Source organism: Streptomyces sp. NPDC001832 (genome assembly GCF_040297265.1).
Lineage (GTDB): Bacteria > Actinomycetota > Actinomycetes > Streptomycetales > Streptomycetaceae > Streptomyces.
The window spans coordinates 101,355-118,614 of the sequence record NZ_JBEOYU010000018.1 but is presented as its reverse complement, the minus strand read 5'-3'; the positions used below and the strand labels follow the sequence as shown (position 1 = coordinate 118,614).

The window sequence follows — 17,260 nt, the reverse complement described above, 5'->3', positions numbered from 1 at the left end:
CTCAACACTTCGAGCATCACAGGCGGCCGCGCCTGCTGTCCGGCGCATGACGAACCCCGACAAGACATGATCTTGCCGGGGTTAAACGTCAAGCTCAGGCAGAGGAGCTCATCCGCGAGCTCAGCTGAGCCTCGTCCGACATGTCCGCCTGACGCACGACGCAGGTCCCTCGCGCTCCCTCCTGTCCTCCTCGGGCAGGAGGGAGCCGTGCGTTACGGCCCCAGAGGCTGTCGGATACGTGCCGGCTGCCCATCTCGTCGGCGCTTCCACACCTCCGGCCGCGCTACGGCCCCGACGCCGTCAGCGGCTACGCCGAGGTGCCGGCCGCCCCGTCGATGCCTGGAACATCCTGGCTTCCGGGAGCCCGGGCGGTCGGGCCCTTCCGCGTTCCCTGGACCGTCCGGGTGACGCACCGGAGACGCACGGAGACGAGCACAGCTGGTCGGCTGCGACTCCGTCCCGTTCCGGGAGCGTAAAGTCAACACCTGGCAGTGGCAGGCCGTTTACCCGGCGCGAGGCCGTGCCGCCCTGCGGGATCTCCGCCATCGTCATGATCTTGCCTGTGCTCGGCCTGTCCGGGGGAGGGCATCGTGCCGGTACCCCTTCCTGGCTGATGCCGGCGCCCCCAAATGCGCCCGACAAGTTTCCGGGACGGGATCAATCGGTATGGGTGGACATGCGCACAGTATGGGTGGACATGCGCACACGACGGGACATGGGCTCACGACAGGAGACAGCGATGACCACCGAGGGCTTCACCACATGTCTGTGGTTCGACGGGCAGGCCGAGGAGGCGGCGGAGTACTACCTCTCGGTCTTCAAGAACTCCCGCCGCGGCAGGACCGGCCGCTACACCGAAGCAGGGCCCGGGCCTGCCGGATCGGCGATGGCGGTCGAGTTCGAGATCAACGGCCAGAAGTTCGTCGGGCTGAACGGCGGGCCGCAGTTCACCTTCAATGAAGCCGTCTCGTTCCAGATCCACTGCTCGGACCAGGACGAGGTGGACCATTACTGGAGCAGTCTCACCGACGGGGGCGAAGAGGGGCCCTGCGGCTGGCTGAAGGACAGGTACGGCGTCTCCTGGCAGGTCGTCCCCGAGGCACTGATCGATCTGATCGGCGACCAGGACGCCGAGAAGGCCGCACGGACCACCGCGGCGATGATGACCATGAAGAAGCCGGACATCGCCGCGCTGCAGAGAGTGCACGCCGAGGGCTGATAAGGCGGAGATGCCGAACGAAAGACGATTCGTCCGGCATCTTGGGCCAGTGCCCTGCACCGGCCTACGGGTTGTTGAGTGCTGTACGGACCACGGCCAGCAGCTCCTCCTCCGTCATCCCCAGCTCGCGCGCGTCCGCAGCCACTTCGCGTACGCGCTCCAGCAGCCGGGCCCGGTGCGGGGATGCGCCGCTGGTGACGACCGCACCACGCCCCCGGCGCAGTTCGATCAGGCCCTCCTCGCGGAGCTGCTGATATCCCCGCAGCACCGTATGGACATTGAGCCCGAGGGACTCGCCGAGCACCCGGGCGGCGGGCAGGCGCTCGCCCGGCGCCACCGCCCCCTCGGCGACGGCGCGGCGCACGGACGCTGCGATCTGGTCACCGAGCGGCACGGTGGAGGTGGGGTCGACCCGGAAGAGCATGGTCAGTGCTCCGCTCGGCGCTGGTCGATCAGGGTGTTGAGGAGCGCGGCGCCGGTCGCCGAGTCGTCGACGGTCACCGCGAAGTCACGGCCGCCGACCAGTGTCGCCACGATTCCCTCACCGGAACGGATCATGAAACCGGTCCGTCCTGGACGGATGCGGTAGCCCCACCCCCCGTACTCCGCAAGGGGGTTGATGTCCCTGCTGGTCGCGGCCTCGATCCGGTCGAGCGGCACTCTGAAGCGCGGCCAGGGCAGCATTCCCGAGATGGTGATGCCGCGCCGGTCCACCACCACATACGGCCGGGCGAAGGCGGCCAGGAGCACGCCGAGGAGCAGCAGCCCAATCGCGGCCGCCCATCCCGAGACGAACAGCAGCCACACCCCGCCGGCCACGAGCGCCAGCGCGATCAGCGGCAGCCACCAGCTCCCGGCGCTGCGCGCCCATCCGGCGACCTCCCCGTCGGCAAGCACGATCCGCGCACCGTCCCCGGCCTGCCCGGTCGCGGCCGGCTGCTTCGGTACGGGAGCGAGCGCGGCCAGCACCATCCCCACCCCTCCGGCGAGCGCGGCGACTCCCAGGGCGACGGCGAGCTGCCACATCGGGAACGACACACCTTGCGCCTCCCCCTGCGCATTCTCACCGGCATCCACGTTGGCAAGCAGCACGGCGGCCATCACCCAGCCGAGGAATCCGGCGAAGGCATAACCACCGGCGACCAGCCAGCGGTAGGCCCACCCGTAGAACTTCCCCCGCACCGCGGTGAGGGCCCACAGAGCACCGGTCACGGCGAACAGCAGGACGCCGGCCACGGCGTGCCACACCTGTCCCACATGCCCGTCCGCCTGGCCATCGACCGTGAAGTGGCTGGCCAGTTGTCCGGGAAGCCGGTCATGAAAGAGGGCGAGCAGCGCCAGATCGGCGACGAGCGCGAGCAGGAACGGCAGGGCGACGAGCGTCACGCGGCCCAGATTCTTTCGCTTCATGAAAACCTCCATTGTTCGCATGCTAGTAGAACAATGAAGGCGCGGCAATGATTTGACGGCATGCCGCGGGGATGGGCATGCCGTCGGGAATGGCGGGATCAGGTACGGACCACCCTCGTCGTCGTCAAGAACAGTCCGACGAGCAACTGGAGAGCGGCGAGCCGGAGATCGGCCGGGCCGGCCGGGCGGCGACGACCGTCCGGACAGGTCAGATCAGGCGAGTTCCAGCGGAAACGCACCTCGGTGCCCGGTGCCGGCGCCCCGGTCCGGGCGGGGCTCGTACTCGCGGCAGCTCCAGATCTCCTGGACGAATCCCGTCCGCCGGTCCCACAGATCCAGGACATCGCCCTCGCCGGCCGCCCCGCGGTAGGCGTCCTTGGCGCCCCGGAAGCACGCGAGGCCGCCGGAAAGACCGCGGCCGGGGGCCGGGAAGTAGTCCGAGAAGGCACAGGCGATACAGGTCTGCAGGCGCACGCCGGGCGGCAGGACGCGCTGGATCGTGGCAAGGGCGGACGCGAAGTCGCTCTCGGCGCGATGGGATCCGTAGGCCGCCCCGCCGAACTGCAGCTCGAGATAGAGATAAGGATCGGGGCGACGCAGCGACAACAGGCAGCTGAGCGTGGCCTGATGGACGGCTCCATCCCAAAGGACCGGCAGCGGCAGGTCCCACTCCAGGACGCAGTCGCCCAACGCGCCGTCCACCAGGGCGAAAGGGTCGTCGTCCGGTGGTGTGCCGGCCACCGGGGTCAGGCCGTCGAAGCTTTCGCCCTCGAAGTCGATGCCCCTGATCCGGAGGCGGAGTTGCTGTCCGTCGGTGATGAGGATGACGGCGTCGGAGCCCTGCCGGTCCCGGTACCACCCTGCCCATGACTCATCTGTCATGGGCACGGACTGTAGCCCGTGCCCATGACAGTCGCCCTGGCGCCCTCCCTTTCACCTCACAAGCCTTGTGACCTCGGCACCTTGCTGCGTTCTCCTTCCTCCGCCCCCTCCGCCGGTCTCGGCTCTCCGCTCCTTTCTCCGCTCCTCCGCGCTCAGTGCGTCCGGCGGGTGACGAACTCCGCCAGGGTCAGCAGGTCGCCCGCCGGGGCCAGGTCCGGGACCGCCCGGGACAGGTGGTGGACCGCGCGTCCCATCCGGTCCGCCGCGAAGCCCTGCACCCAGTCCCGGCCGCCGGCCCGGTCGATGGCATCGGCGGCGCGGCTCACCTCGCCGGGTGTACTCATCGGCCCCCGGTAGAGAGCGGCGAGTTCGGCCGCTGCGGGCGTGCCGGAGGTCAGTGCGGCGACCACGGGCAAGGACTTCTTATGGGCGCCGAGATCCGCCCCGACCGGCTTCCCGGTCTGTGCCGGATCCCCCCAGATGCCGATCAGATCGTCGATGAGCTGGAAGGCGAGGCCCGCCTCCCGGCCGAATCCGTCCATCGCGCCGACCGCCCGCTCCCCCGCGCCGGCGTACAGCGCACCGAGTGCGCAGGCGCAGCCGAGCAGGGCGCCCGTCTTGGCGGTGGCCATGGTGAGGCACTCGTCCAGTGAGACTTCGTCCGGACCGCGGCCCTCGAAGTCGCAGTCGGCCTGCTGGCCTGCGCACAGCTCGATGACGCAGGTCGAGAGCCTCGCCGAGGCGCGGGCCGAGGCCGGGCCGGTGTCCTCGGCGAGCAGTCGCTGGGCGAGGGCGAGCATGGCGTCACCGGCGATGATTGCGTCCGGGATACCGAAAACCGCCCAGGCCGTGGGCCGGTGCCGACGGGTCCGGTCCTCGTCGATGACATCGTCGTGCAACAAGGTGAAGTTGTGCGCCAGCTCCACGGCGACGGCTGCCGGTACCGCCCGTTGCGGGTCTCCGCCCAGCGCCCGGGCGGCGGCGAGGACGAGCGCGGGCCTGATCGCCTTGCCCGCCCGCCCCGATGACGGGGTGCCGTCAGCCTGCTGCCAGCCGAAGTGGTACATCGCTACGCGGCGGATCGATCCGGGCAAGGAGTCGACGGCGGCATGCAGTTGGGGATCGACGAGGGTGCGGGTCTGTTCCAGGAGGGCTACGGCCTCATGGCCCTGCGTCGCCAGGGCGGCCGGGTCGTCGTCACCCGGGGCCCGGGGGGTGGGTGTGTGGAGTGCGTGGTGGGTCTTCACTGGGGCGTCCTCCCGAGGCCGCCCCGGGCACGGCTGCCCGGTGGCGGAGGTTGACGGGGCCCGGACATCGCCGTCCGGGCCCCCGATGGGCTACCGCCAGCGGCTGACCTCTACGTTTTCCAGTACGCCGAGGGCGTCCGGTACGAGGACGGCTGCGGAGTAGTAGGCCGTCACCAGGTAGGAGATGATCGCCTGCTCGTCGATGCCCATGAAGCGGACCGACAGGCTGGGTTCGATCTCGTCGGGGATGCCGGTCTGCTGGAGTCCGATGACGCCCTGCTCGGCCTCACCCGTCCTCATGCAGATGATCGACGTGGTTTGGGCATCGGTGACCGGGATCTTGTTGGACGGGAAGATCGGTACGCCCCGCCAGGCCGGCACATGGTGTCCGCCGACCTCAACGCTCTCCGGCACCAGACCGCGCTTGTTGCATTCGCGGCCGAATGCGGCGATGGCCCGCGGGTGGGCGAGGAAGAGCTTCGAGCCGCGGCGGCGCGAGAGCAGTTCGTCCATGTCGTCCGGTCCGGGCACCCCGTCGTGCGGCTGGAGGCGCTGCCCGTAGTCGCAGTTGTTGAGCAGGCCGAACTCACGGTTGTTGATCAGCTCGTGCTCCTGGCGCTCGCGCAGCGCCTCGACCGTGAGCCGCAACTGCTGCTCGGTCTGGTTCATCGGCTGGTTGTAGAGGTCGGCGACCCTGCTGTGGACCTTCAGCACGGTCTGGGCGACGCTCAGTTCGTACTCGCGCGGCGCCGACTCGTAGTCCACGTACGTGTGCGGGACCATGGCTTCGCCGACATGGCCGGCGGAGAGATCGATCTCCGCCTCGCCGTACTTGTTGGTGCGCTGCTGCGGAACGCTGAGAAGACCGGCGAGGTGGGTGCGGAGCGAATCCGCGCGCTCGGCGAGATTCAGCACATCGGCCCGCCTCAGCGTCAGCACCGTGCAGGCGGTGACGGCACGGGCCGTGTACTCCCAGACGGCGTCGCCGTCGATCAGGGCGTGGTCGCCGAAGTAGGCCCCGTCGGCGTGGACCCCGAGCACCGTCTCGTCCCCGTACGGGCCGGTGCCGACCTTCTCGACCTTGCCGTGCGCCAGCAGAAAGACACGATCCGCCGGGTCCCCGGCGCCGGCCAGCACCTGGCCGGCGGCGATGTCACGCTGCTCGCACCGCCTGGCCAGCTCGCCCAGCACCTCCTCGTCGCCGAACTCCCGCAGAGCGGGGAGCTCTCCGAGCTCGGCGGGAATGACCGCGACCCGGTCACCGGTCTGCACGAAAGTCACCCGGCCGTCCCCGACCGAGTAGCTCAGCCTGCGGTTCACCCGGTAGGTGCCACCCTGTACCTGCACCCATGGCAGCATCTTCAGCAGCCACCGTGAGGTGATCTCCTGCATCTGCGGAGCGGACTTGGTGGTCGTCGCGAGGTTCCGCGCCGCCGCCGTGCCCAGACTCTGCTGCGGCGGCACCGGCGCGTTCTGAACCTCTTCACCAACGGACATCTGACGTCCTCTCGATCATTGGCTGACCTGCGCGAAGAAGCCTTTCAGCACGGAGAGACGGCACGCCATTACACAAAAGAGTGTGACTATTCGGGCTTTGGGCTGGGCACGACGCTCAGCAATGTCCACGGAACCCAATAATTTGCATCCTTGATGCAACTTATCTACGGTGTCCGTCATGCGGCTGACGAGATTCACCGACGTGGCGCTGCGCGTACTGATGCGCCTCGCCGTCGCGGAGAACGACGACCCGCCGACCACCCGGGAGGTGGCGGCGACCATGCAGGTGCCGTACACCCACACCGCGAAGGTCGTCGCCAAGCTTCAGCACCTCGGCCTCATCGAGGCGCGCCGGGGCCGCGGCGGCGGACTCAGCCTCACCGGAGCGGGCCGGACCGCCTCGATCGGTGGTCTGGTCCGGGAGCTGGAGGGGCCCGGCGACGTCGTCGACTGCGAGGGCACCACCCCCTGCCCCCTGCGCTCGGCCTGCCGACTGCGCGGCGCCCTGCGCCAGGCGGAAGACGCGTTCTACGCCTCGCTCGATCCGGTCACCGTCGCCGAACTCGTCGCGTCCCCCACCGGACCGGTACTCATCGGCATCAGCAGAGGCCGCCCGGCCACCGACTGAGCCACCGCACCCCGCACACCGCACCAAGGGCGCCATCGCCCGGATTCGCGCTGCCTGAAAATGCGAATCTCAGATACCAATTCAATGATCCAGGAGTCACCGATGCTCTCCGAGACGTCGACCGCCACCATCCGTGCCACCCTCCCCGCCGTGGGAGCGGCCATCGGAGACATCGCCGATCTCTTCTACCGCAAGCTCTTCGACGCTCACCCCGAACTGCTGCGCGACCTCTTCAACCGCGGCAACCAGGCATCCGGTGCCCAGCGCCAGGCTCTTGCGGGCTCCATCGCCGCCTTCGCGACCCAGCTGGTCGAGCACCCGGACACCCGCCCCGACGTGATGCTCAGCCGGATCGCGCACAAGCACGCCTCGCTCGGCGTCACCGCCGCGCAGTACGACATCGTGCACACCCATCTGTTCGCCGCCATCACCGAGGTGCTCGGCGACGCGGTCACCCCGGAGGTCGCCGCAGCCTGGGACGAGGTCTACTGGCTGATGGCGGGCGCCCTGATCTCGATCGAGGAGCGGCTGTACGCACAGCAGGGCGTTGTCGCCGGTGACGTGTGGCGCGAGTGGGAGGTGACCACCCGGATCGAGGAGACGGCGGATGTCGCCACCTTCCAGCTCCGTCCGGCCGACGGCGCACCCGCCCCCGACTTCCGCCCCGGCCAGTACGTCTCCGTGCAGGTGGAACTCCCCGACGGGGCCCGCCAGATCCGCCAGTACAGCCTCACCAGCGCCCCCGGCTCCTCGCTCCGCTCGATCACCGTCAAGCGTGTGCACGGCGGCGATTCCCCCGACGGCGAGGTCTCCCGTCACCTGCACGCCGAGGTCGGGGCAGGCGACCGGCTGCGCGTCTCCGCCCCGTACGGCGATCTCGTACTCGACTCCGCCGACGCCCCGCTCCTGCTCGCCTCCGCGGGCATCGGCTGCACCCCGATGCTCTCGATGCTGGAACACCTCGCGGCGACCGGACACCGCGCCCCGGTCACCGTCGTGCACGGCGACCGCTCCCCCGCCGACCACGCGATGCGCACCGACCACGCCATGCTCACCGGCAAACTCCCCGACGCCACCGCACACTTCTGGTACGAGAACCCGGAGCCCGGGCACCCCGCCGATCGCACCGGCCGGGTGGACCTGAGCGGCCTCGCGGTCACCCCCGGCACCCACGCCTACCTCTGCGGACCGCTGCCCTTCATGCGCGCCGTACGCACCCAGTTGCTGGCCAAGGGTGTCCCGGCGGCGGACATCCACTACGAGGTGTTCGGCCCCGACCTGTGGCTCGCCCAGGACTGAACCCGGCCCACTGCTCGCGGAATTGACCGGGTCGACCCGCCCACGGCCCAAGGCCCGGTCCTCCCGCGCGCACAAAGAGCCGGCCATGCCGCTACCCATGTCCTCACCCATGTCCGAGAACGCCTTTCCGGAAGCCGTGATGAACGAGGGGCTCACCGTCGTCCGATCTGCGGCTGGCGCACGGCACGGCGACAATTGCGGCATGCCCTCCGAAGCACTCGACCTCTCCCAGCTGCAGCCGCTGCTTCCCTCACCCCTGCAACCAGCCGAGGACGAACGCTTCGCGCGCCACGGCATACGGCTGCTGCTCAAACGCGAGGATCTGATACACCCCGATCTGCCCGGCAACAAATGGCGCAAGCTCTCCCTCAACCTGCGGGCTGCCGCCGGGCGCACCGTGCTGACCTTCGGCGGCGCGTACTCCAACCATCTGCGGGCCACCGCCGCCGCCGGGCGGCTGCTCGGCTTCCCCACCATAGGGGTCGTACGCGGTGACGAACTGGCCGGCCGTCCCCTCAACCCCTCGCTCGCCCAGTGCGCCGCCGACGGGATGATCCTGCATTTCGTGGACCGTACGACGTACCGCGCGAAGGCCGATCCAGACGCCCTGGCGGGGCTGCTGAGCGCCTTCGGGGAGTGCTGTGTCATCCCGGAGGGCGGAAGCAACGCCCTGGCCGCACAGGGCTGTACGGAGCTGGGACGCGAGCTGCGCGGCAGGGCCGATGTGGTCGCAGTCGCCTGCGGTACCGGCGGCACCCTCGCCGGACTGGCCGCCGGCCTCGCCCCGGGGCAGCGCGCACTCGGCATCCCGGTGCTGCGCGGCGGCTTCCTCGGCGACGCGATACGGGAACTGCAACAGGAGGCGTTCGGCGGGCCTGCCGGGTCGTGGTCCCTGGACGAACGCTTCCACTTCGGTGGCTACGCCCGTACGACCCCGCAGCTGCATGCCTTCGCGGACGACTTCGAGCAGCGGCACGGGCTGCCCGTGGAGCGGCTCTATGTCGCCAAGCTGCTGTACGCGCTCAACGCGCTGGCCGAGGAGGGGGCGTTCCCAGCGGGAACCACGGTCGCTGCCGTCGTCACGGGCCGGCCCTGAGAAACTCTCGGGTGACGTCTGATCGCGCGGCACGCACGCTATTGATCGGAGGCCGCCCGACAGCCTCTCAAGGCGCTTTCGACTCCTCCCGGTAGGCCGCCGCCTCCTCCAGGTCGAGCCGTCTGAGCAGCGTCCGGAGCATCTCGTCGTCGATCTGCCGCTCGTCCCGCAGCCGTACGAAGACCTCGCGCTCGGCATCGATCATTTCCCTGGCCAGACGACGGTACGTGTCGTCCGCCGATTCCCCGGTCACCGGATTGGCCGCGCCCAGCCGCTCCCACACGGCGTTGCGGCGGCGCTCCAGGACGGTGCGCAGCCGGTCGGTGAGCGGTCCGGGCAGAGAGTTGCGCCGGTCGGTGAGCAGCTCCTCCAGGCGAGCCTCGGCGGCCGTGGACGCCTCGCTCTGCGCCTGCGCCTCGGCCAGGGTCTCCGCCGTCACATCGCGCCCCGGCAGCTTCAGCACCCGTACCAGCAGCGGCAGGCTGAGCCCCTGGATGACGAGGGTGCCGATGACGGTGGTGAAGGTCAGGAACAGCACCAGGTTGCGGGCCGGGAAGGCCTGCCCGCTGGTCGTGACCATCGGGATGGAGAAGGCGATGGCGAGCGAGACGACCCCGCGCATCCCGGCCCAGCCGACGATCAGCGGCGCCGTCCAGTTGGTCTCGGGCTCGCGCTCCCTGATCCGTTTCGACAGCCACCTGGGCAGATACGCCGCCGGGTAGACCCAGATGAAGCGGACCACGACGACTGCGAGGAACACGGCCATCGCGTACCAGAGGGCATCGGTCACCGCGTACGTACCGAGCCCCTGAAGGACGAAGGGAAGCTGGAGCCCGATCAGCGCGAAGACCACGGACTCCAGGATGAACGCGACCATTTTCCAGACGGCCGCCTCCTGGAGCCGGGTGGCGAAGTCGACCTGCCACGACCGGTGGCCCAGATAGAGCGCGACGACGACCACGGCGAGCACTCCGGAGGCGTGCACGCGTTCCGCCGCCGCGTACGCCACGAAGGGGATCAGCAGCGACAGCGTGTTCTGCAGCAGGGCTTCCTCGAGGTGTGTGCGGAGCCAGTGCAGCGGCACCATCAGTGCCAGGCCGACCACGACACCGCCGACCGCGGCGAGGAGGAATTCGCCGATCCCGGCGCCCCAGCTCATGCCCTCACCCACGGCGGCGGCGAGCGCCACCTTGTAGGCGGTGATCGCGGTGGCGTCGTTCACCAGGGACTCGCCCTGCAGGATCGTCGTGACCCGGCCGGGCAGCCCGACCCGGCGGGCGATCGCGGCGGCCGTGACGGCGTCCGGCGGGGCGACGACCGCGCCGAGCACCAGCGCGGCAGTCAGTGGCAGGTCGGGCACCAGGCGGTACGCCAGCCAGCCGACCGCGACGGTCGCGAACAGGACGTAACCGACGGAGAGCAGCGCGACCGGCCGGAGGTTGGCCCGCAGATCGAGGTACGAGCTGTCGACGGCCGCCGTATAGAGCAGCGGCGGCAGCAGCAGCGGCAGCACGATGTGCGCGTCCAGGGTGTACGTCGGCACCCCGGGCAGATATGAGGCGATCAGCCCCGCCGCGACCAGAAGCAGGGGGGCCGGAACGGGGGTGCGGCGGGCGGCCCCCGCCACGGCCGCACTGGCCGCGACCAATGCCACCAGCGGCAATGCGTCCATTTCACGGTCCTCGCATCCGTCGTAACCTGACAATCATGAGGGATTGCCCGCACCTGTCCGAACTGCCGCACCCCGAGCCGGTCCCGCTCAGCGAAACCTGCCTCGGATGCCTCGAAGCGGGCACCCATCCGGTGCAGCTACGACTCTGCCTGCTCTGCGGCCATGTAGGCTGCTGCGATTCGTCGCCGCTGCAGCACGCCACCGCGCACTTCAAGGAGACCGGTCATCCGGTGATGCGGAGCTTCGAATCGGGCGAAAGCTGGCGCTGGTGCTTCGCGGACGGTTCGATCGTCTGACGCCTGGGTACGTCAAATCGGCGCCGGTTGTTCGTAATTGACCACCGCAGACCCCTATCCACCGTGTGTACTTATGGGCTTACCATGAGTGACAGCATGGGCCGACGCCTCTCCGGCGCGATCCCCGGCCGTGATCCACCGGGCAGACTCCAGGGGTCCGGCGACACGGCATCATGGATCGCGATAGCGTCGCCGGACCAGAACCGACGACATACCGCATGGCTCCGGGGCACCTTTCCCGGATCCTCGGAAGAGTTTGTGCCACCTTGGAGGTGAGGGTGTCCCAGATCGCAGGCGAGCCCGGGAATCAGGACTTCGTAGAGGTCCGGCTGCCCGCTGCGGGTGCCTACCTGTCGGTGCTGCGTACGGCAACAGCCGGTCTCGCAGCGCGCTTGGACTTCACTCTCGACGAGATCGAGGATCTTCGCATCGCGGTCGACGAGGCCTGCGCGATCCTGCTTCAGCAGGCCGTGCCGGGCTCCGTCCTCAGCTGCGTCTTCCGGCTCATCGAGGATTCTCTCGAGGTGACGGTGTCGGCCCCGACGACGGACGGCCGGGCGCCGGAGCGGGACACCTTCGCCTGGACAGTGCTCTCCGCACTGGCCGGAAAGGTCGACTCCTCGGTCGCCGACGACCGTACTGTCAGCATCAGCCTCTACAAACAGCGCGGCGCGGGACCCGGGCCGGCGTGAGCAACGGGAACGGGGACGGTCCTGTGCGGGACGAGACGATCCGACCAGGGGTGGTGCGCGCAGCAGGCATCCCGGAACAGCAGGCCCTGCCCCATCCGGTGGACGAGGCGGATGGGCCTGCGGGCCGTACGGTCGTGGTGGAGCAGTCGCAGGCGGAGCAGGCAGGCCAGATGAGCGAGCACGGGCACCACGATCCACACGACCGCAGCGCGGCGCGGGCGCTGTTCATCGAACTGCGCAAGCTGCCCGACGGGTCGGCCGAGAAGGCGGAGCTGCGCAATCAGCTGGTGCGGATGCATCTGCCGCTCGTGGAGCATCTGGCCCGCCGGTTCCGTAACCGCGGCGAGCCGCTGGACGATCTGACCCAGGTCGCCACGATCGGCCTGATCAAGTCGGTGGACCGGTTCGACCCGGACCGCGGCGTCGAGTTCTCGACGTACGCGACCCCCACGGTCGTCGGCGAGATCAAGCGCCACTTCCGTGACAAGGGCTGGGCGGTCCGGGTGCCGCGCCGGCTCCAGGAGCTGCGGCTCTCGCTCACCACGGCCACCGCCGAACTCTCCCAGCAGCACGGCCGCTCGCCGACGGTGCACGAGCTGGCGGAGCGGCTGGGTATCTCCGAGGAAGAGGTCCTGGAGGGCCTGGAATCGGCCAATGCGTACAGCACACTCTCGCTGGACGTGCCGGATACGGACGACGAGTCCCCGGCGGTCGCGGACACTCTGGGCTCAGAGGACGAGGCGCTGGAGGGGGTCGAGTACCGGGAGTCGCTCAAGCCGCTGCTGGAGGGCCTGCCGCCGCGCGAGAAGCGGATTCTGCTGCTGCGCTTCTTCGGCAACATGACGCAGTCGCAGATCGCGCAGGAGGTCGGCATCTCGCAGATGCACGTCTCGCGGCTGCTGGCCCGCACGCTGGCTCAGCTGCGCGAGCGGCTGCTCATCGAGGAGTAGCGCGAAGGCCCATTCAGGCGTCCGGCGTGGCTCCCGGTCGGCGAATGCCGAGTGCCTCGATCGTCGTCGGCCTGACCAGCTGGTAGAGCGCCGTCAGGACCACCGCGGCAAGGACCATGCCGACCGGGATCAGTGCACCGTGGGACCTCAGCAGCGTCCAGACCACCGGAAGCGCGATGATCTGCGTGATGAGCGCGGGGCCGCGGCTCCAGCTGCGCCGCCGCAGCAGACCACGCGCGGCGATCAGCGGGATCAGGCCGAGCGCGATCAGCGTGAGGCCGCCCATCTCCGCCTGCTGCGAGCTCTCGGGACTCCCGAGCAGCCCCATCACCAGCATGTAGATCCCGACGGCGGCGAGCGCCGTCCCTTCCAGGGCGGTGAGTACGGCCACGAGAGTGATCCTGCTCGGCTTCGCCGGTTCGACCGGCGGCGAAGGCGGCGAGGAGGGCGTGTTCTGCTCAGTAATCACCCTTGCAGGTTGACATCCCGGCCCCGCGAAAGCGAAGTCGGGGTCGGGAACGGTACGGGCGCGGACGGCCGCCCGTCCGACCGCGCCCGAGTCGTCACCGAGCGTGAAGGTCATGGGGCAGGGCTTCAGAGGGATACCACGCGGTAGGTAGTCTGGCCGCCATGCGCGCACTCCTCGTGGTCAATCCAGCTGCTACCACCACCAGTGCACGAACGCGCGATGTGCTCATCCACGCACTGGCCAGTGAAATGAAGCTGGAGGCCGTGACCACGGAGTACCGGGGCCACGCCCGGGACCTGGGGCGGCAGGCCGCGGACTCCTCGGAGATCGACCTGGTGGTCGCCCTGGGCGGCGACGGCACGGTCAACGAGGTCGTCAACGGACTGCTCCACAACGGCCCCGACCTGGCCAACCGGCCGAGGCTCGCAGTGGTACCCGGCGGCTCCACCAATGTTTTCGCGCGCGCCCTGGGCCTGCCCAACGACGCAGTGGAGGCGACCGGCGCGATCCTGGACGCGCTCGCCAACCGCACCGAACGCACGGTCGGTCTCGGACTGGCGGCCGGCACCCCCGGCACCGAGGACGAGTCGGTCCCGGAGCGCTGGTTCACCTTCTGCGCCGGGCTCGGATTCGACGCGGGCGTAGTCGGCCGGGTGGAACAGAAGCGCGAAAGCGGCAAGCGTTCGACGCATGCGCTGTACGTACGCCAGGTGGTCCGGCAATTCCTTGAGGAGCCGCACCGGCGGCACGGCGCGATGACACTGGAGACACCCGGACGAGAACCGATCACCGACCTCGCGCTGTCCATAATCTCCAACACCGCCCCCTGGACCTACCTGGGGAATCGCCCCATGTACGCGTCCCCGAAGGCCACCTTCGACACCGGCCTGGACGTGCTCGGGCTGAAACGGCTCTCCACCCCGGCGGTCGCCCGCTACGGCACCCAGCTGCTCACTTCGAGCCCGGAGAGGGGCCCGTCCGGAAAGCACGCAGTTTCACTTCACGACCTCACGGACTTCACCTTGCATTCAAAGGTGCCATTGCCCTTTCAGATGGACGGCGACCACCTGGGAGTGCGTACCAGTGTGACGTTCACAGGCGTACGCCGTGCACTGCGTGTGATTGTGTGAGTGGAAGGGCCTAAAGTCCTTTAACTCGAACGTTTGGGCTGGGCCCCACCCCATAGAAGTACGGCTGTGACCTAGCCGACACCGAGGAATCAAAAAAAAGTTTCCAGAAGGGGTTGTATCCGCCGCCGAGGTTTGCGAATCTCTACATGGCGATCGGGACGGCGCAACAACAGCCTCCACTGAGAGCCAGAACCCCTCCTCACTCCACAGGACCACAACCAGTTCATCTGGGCGTCGGCCCGTTCACCTGCGGGGGGATTCGTGAAAGCGTTCACATTCACAAGCACATGTAACACCAAGGAGAGGTAGCAGCCATGGACTGGCGTCACAACGCCGTTTGTCGTGAGGAAGACCCCGAGCTGTTCTTCCCCATCGGCAACACCGGTCCTGCGCTGCTGCAGATCGAGGAAGCCAAGGCCGTCTGCCGTCGCTGCCCCGTCATGGAGCAGTGCCTGCAGTGGGCGCTCGAGTCCGGCCAGGACTCCGGCGTCTGGGGTGGCCTCAGCGAGGACGAGCGCCGCGCAATGAAGCGCCGTGCCGCTCGCAACCGGGCGCGTAACGCCAGCGCCTGATCCAACGCCACCGCTACGAGCCTCAGCCAGGCGGCGCGTACAGAGCGTACGCACAACCCCGCCCCCCGAGTCGCAGCGCGCAGTACCCCCGAAGCCCATGCATGAACAGTGAGCCCGGACCGCGATCAACGGTCCGGGCTCACTGCTGTGTTGGCGCCTTGCCGGCCGCCGGGGCTACTTCTCTGCGCGGACCGGGATGTCGAGGACGACCTGGGTGCCACGCACGGGGGCCGGAACCATGGTGAAGGTGCCGCTCAACTCGCCTTCCACCAGCGTCCTCACAATCTGCAGCCCCAGATTGCCGGCGCTCTGCGAGTCGAAACCCTCGGGCAGTCCGCAGCCGTCGTCCTGGACCGTGATCAGCAGCCGCTTCCCGGCGGAGGAACCGCCGCGTATCGCCGAGACGTCCACCGTGCCGGACTCGGCGAGGGTGAAGGCGTGCTCCAGGGCGTTCTGCAGGATTTCGGTGAGCACCATCGCCAGCGGTGTGGCCACTTCGGCGTCGAGAATGCCGAAGCGTCCCGTACGGCGACAGGTCACCTTGCCCGGGGAGATCTCGGCAACCATCGCGATGACCCGGTCGGCGATCTCGTCGAACTCCACCCGCTCGTCCAGATTCTGGGACAGCGTCTCATGGACGATGGCGATCGAGCCGACGCGCCGTACCGCCTCGTTGAGCGCCTCGCGGCCCTGCGCGGAGTCCATCCGGCGGGCCTGGAGCCGCAACAGGGCAGCGACGGTCTGGAGGTTGTTCTTCACCCGGTGGTGGATCTCCCGGATGGTGGCATCCTTGGTGATCAACTCCCGCTCGCGGCGGCGCAGTTCGGTGACGTCCCGGAGGAGGACCAGGGAGCCGATCCTGACCCCCTTGGGCTTGAGCGGGATCGCCCGGAGCTGGATCACCCCGCCCGCGCACTCCACCTCGAACTCACGGGGTGCGTAACCGCTGGCGAGTTTGACCAGGGCCTCGTCAACCGGGCCGCGGGAGGGGGCGAGTTCGGCGGTGATCCTGCCCAGGTGCTGGCCGACCAGATCGGAGGCGAGGCCGAGGCGGTGGTACGCGGAGAGGCCGTTGGGGCTGGCGTACTGGACGACTCCGTCGGCGTCGAGCCTGATCAGCCCGTCGCCGACGCGCGGCGACGCGTCCATGTCGACCTGCTGATCGGGGAACGGGAAGGACCCGGCGGCAATCATCTGAGCCAGGTCGGAGGCCGACTGGAGGTAGGTGAGCTCCAGCCGAGACGGCGTACGGACGGTCAGGAGGTTGGTGTTCCGGGCGATGACGCCGAGGACCCGGCCTTCACGGCGTACGGGGATCGACTCGACCCGTACCGGCACCTCCTCGCGCCACTCCGGGTCACCCTCGCGTACGATCCGGCCCTCGTCCAGCGCCGCGTCGAGCAGTGGGCGGCGGCCTCGCGGCACCAAGTGACCCACCATGTCGTTCTGGTAGGAGGTGGGGCCGGTGTTGGGCCGCATCTGGGCCACGGACACATAGCGGGTGCCGTCGCGGGTGGGAACCCACAGCACGAGGTCGGCAAAGGACAGATCGGAGAGCAGCTGCCACTCCGAGACCAGCAGATGCAGCCACTCCAGGTCGGTGTCACTGAGGGCTGTGTGCTGGCGGACGAGGTCGTTCATGGAGGGCACGTTTGCGAGCGTACCCGCGGACGGGCAATGGTTCCGAACCGGACGACGCGGCCGCAGGTGTGCAGGGGAAGGGCGGGGCAAGGGCCCGGAAAATTGCGGTGCTCCGATGGATGGACACGGGCGAATGGTCTAGTCCACAATGCTCAAGACAGAGCTTCCGCTCTCCCCGCACAGGAGAGTGGAATCGAGGTACCCGCGCCCTCTGCCCTGACCGCGCAGGTGCCTCTCCCCGGCCGGGGGCACCGCACACCGCCGGCCGAGCAGACCGTCCGGCGCCAGGCGGTGGTCGGTCTTGGCTGCGGTGCCGGACGGGCCGAGGGTCCCGTCCTGGCGCCGCGGCCCGCGGGCGTTTCTACGGGCCCCGCCCGCAACCCCACCCTGTTGATCACGCGGACGCCGACGCTGCCTGGACCTTGGGGCCGACCACGAACAGGTCGGCGCCGCGGCCGCGCAACCGGGCACCCGCCGGTGGACCAGGACCGGGACGGGCAGGGCCGGGACGGGTAAGGCCGTCGTGTCCACGTTGCCGGATTCTGGTAGATTGAACCACG

The 17,260-nt window shown here is 69.2% G+C and carries 17 protein-coding genes; 9 read left to right on the top strand and 8 right to left on the bottom strand.

What is annotated here, in order from left to right:
- Positions 1-739 precede the first annotated feature (739 nt).
- Positions 740-1,219, top strand: a complete 480-nt coding sequence (locus ABT115_RS17040; RefSeq protein WP_351789849.1) for a VOC family protein — start codon at positions 740-742, stop codon at positions 1,217-1,219.
- A 64-nt stretch (positions 1,220-1,283) separates the two neighbouring features.
- Here the strand turns inward: ABT115_RS17040 and ABT115_RS17035 are convergent, their stop codons facing one another.
- The 5 genes from ABT115_RS17035 to ABT115_RS17015 form a co-directional block, all read right to left on the bottom strand.
- Positions 1,284-1,643 (bottom strand): GntR family transcriptional regulator, encoded by a 360-nt coding sequence (locus tag ABT115_RS17035; protein ID WP_351789846.1) that lies wholly within the window; start codon positions 1,641-1,643, stop codon positions 1,284-1,286.
- A gap of 2 nt (positions 1,644-1,645) precedes the next feature.
- Positions 1,646-2,629 (bottom strand): SdpI family protein, encoded by a 984-nt coding sequence (locus tag ABT115_RS17030; RefSeq protein WP_351789843.1) that lies wholly within the window; start codon positions 2,627-2,629, stop codon positions 1,646-1,648.
- A gap of 213 nt (positions 2,630-2,842) precedes the next feature.
- Entirely contained in the window at positions 2,843-3,511 is a 669-nt protein-coding gene (locus ABT115_RS17025) for a DUF6304 family protein (protein ID WP_351789840.1), read from the bottom strand.
- A gap of 152 nt (positions 3,512-3,663) precedes the next feature.
- Positions 3,664-4,692: a family 2 encapsulin nanocompartment cargo protein polyprenyl transferase gene (locus ABT115_RS17020; RefSeq protein WP_351789877.1), complete on the bottom strand. Its 1,029-nt coding sequence runs from the start codon at positions 4,690-4,692 to the stop codon at positions 3,664-3,666.
- 156 nt (positions 4,693-4,848) lie between these two features.
- A complete protein-coding gene (locus ABT115_RS17015) occupies positions 4,849-6,255 on the bottom strand; it encodes a family 2B encapsulin nanocompartment shell protein (protein ID WP_351789837.1) in 1,407 nt (468 codons plus the stop codon).
- A 178-nt stretch (positions 6,256-6,433) separates the two neighbouring features.
- Here ABT115_RS17015 and ABT115_RS17010 point away from each other — a divergent pair, with 178 nt between their 5' ends.
- The 3 genes from ABT115_RS17010 (at position 6,434) to ABT115_RS17000 (ending at position 9,278) form a co-directional block, all read left to right on the top strand.
- Complete coding sequence (locus ABT115_RS17010) at positions 6,434-6,883, top strand: RrF2 family transcriptional regulator (RefSeq protein WP_351789834.1); 450 nt, start codon at positions 6,434-6,436, stop codon at positions 6,881-6,883.
- 102 nt (positions 6,884-6,985) lie between these two features.
- The gene (locus ABT115_RS17005; protein ID WP_351789831.1) at positions 6,986-8,182 is read left to right on the top strand and encodes a globin domain-containing protein; all 1,197 of its coding nucleotides are present in this window, start codon (positions 6,986-6,988) and stop codon (positions 8,180-8,182) included.
- A gap of 202 nt (positions 8,183-8,384) precedes the next feature.
- On the top strand, positions 8,385-9,278 hold the full coding sequence (locus ABT115_RS17000) for a 1-aminocyclopropane-1-carboxylate deaminase/D-cysteine desulfhydrase (protein ID WP_351789828.1): 894 nt from the start codon (positions 8,385-8,387) through the stop codon (positions 9,276-9,278).
- A gap of 67 nt (positions 9,279-9,345) precedes the next feature.
- Here ABT115_RS17000 and ABT115_RS16995 read toward each other — a convergent pair whose 3' ends face one another.
- The gene (locus ABT115_RS16995; RefSeq protein WP_351789825.1) at positions 9,346-10,950 is read right to left on the bottom strand and encodes a Na+/H+ antiporter; all 1,605 of its coding nucleotides are present in this window, start codon (positions 10,948-10,950) and stop codon (positions 9,346-9,348) included.
- A gap of 35 nt (positions 10,951-10,985) precedes the next feature.
- Here ABT115_RS16995 and ABT115_RS16990 point away from each other — a divergent pair, with 35 nt between their 5' ends.
- From ABT115_RS16990 to ABT115_RS16980, 3 genes are all read left to right on the top strand, one after another.
- Positions 10,986-11,246 (top strand): UBP-type zinc finger domain-containing protein, encoded by a 261-nt coding sequence (locus tag ABT115_RS16990; protein ID WP_351789822.1) that lies wholly within the window; start codon positions 10,986-10,988, stop codon positions 11,244-11,246.
- A gap of 278 nt (positions 11,247-11,524) precedes the next feature.
- Complete coding sequence (locus ABT115_RS16985; protein WP_073781878.1) at positions 11,525-11,938, top strand: ATP-binding protein; 414 nt, start codon at positions 11,525-11,527, stop codon at positions 11,936-11,938.
- Complete coding sequence (locus ABT115_RS16980; protein ID WP_502969108.1) at positions 11,935-12,888, top strand: RNA polymerase sigma factor SigF; 954 nt, start codon at positions 11,935-11,937, stop codon at positions 12,886-12,888. Before ABT115_RS16985 ends, ABT115_RS16980 begins: the two co-directional genes overlap by 4 nt.
- Positions 12,889-12,901: 13 nt before the next feature.
- On the opposite strand, the gene ABT115_RS16975 is transcribed toward ABT115_RS16980, so the two are convergent.
- Positions 12,902-13,279, bottom strand: a complete 378-nt coding sequence (locus ABT115_RS16975) for a hypothetical protein (protein ID WP_351789872.1) — start codon at positions 13,277-13,279, stop codon at positions 12,902-12,904.
- A 239-nt stretch (positions 13,280-13,518) separates the two neighbouring features.
- On the opposite strand from ABT115_RS16975, the gene ABT115_RS16970 reads away from it, so the two are divergent.
- A complete protein-coding gene (locus tag ABT115_RS16970) occupies positions 13,519-14,487 on the top strand; it encodes a diacylglycerol/lipid kinase family protein (protein ID WP_351789819.1) in 969 nt (322 codons plus the stop codon).
- Positions 14,488-14,801: 314 nt separating this feature from the next.
- On the top strand, positions 14,802-15,059 hold the full coding sequence (locus ABT115_RS16965; protein ID WP_003953983.1) for a WhiB family transcriptional regulator: 258 nt from the start codon (positions 14,802-14,804) through the stop codon (positions 15,057-15,059).
- Positions 15,060-15,233: 174 nt separating this feature from the next.
- On the opposite strand, the gene ABT115_RS16960 is transcribed toward ABT115_RS16965, so the two are convergent.
- Entirely contained in the window at positions 15,234-16,700 is a 1,467-nt protein-coding gene (locus ABT115_RS16960) for a histidine kinase N-terminal domain-containing protein (RefSeq protein WP_351789870.1), read from the bottom strand.
- Between the last annotated feature and the right edge of the window lie 560 nt (positions 16,701-17,260).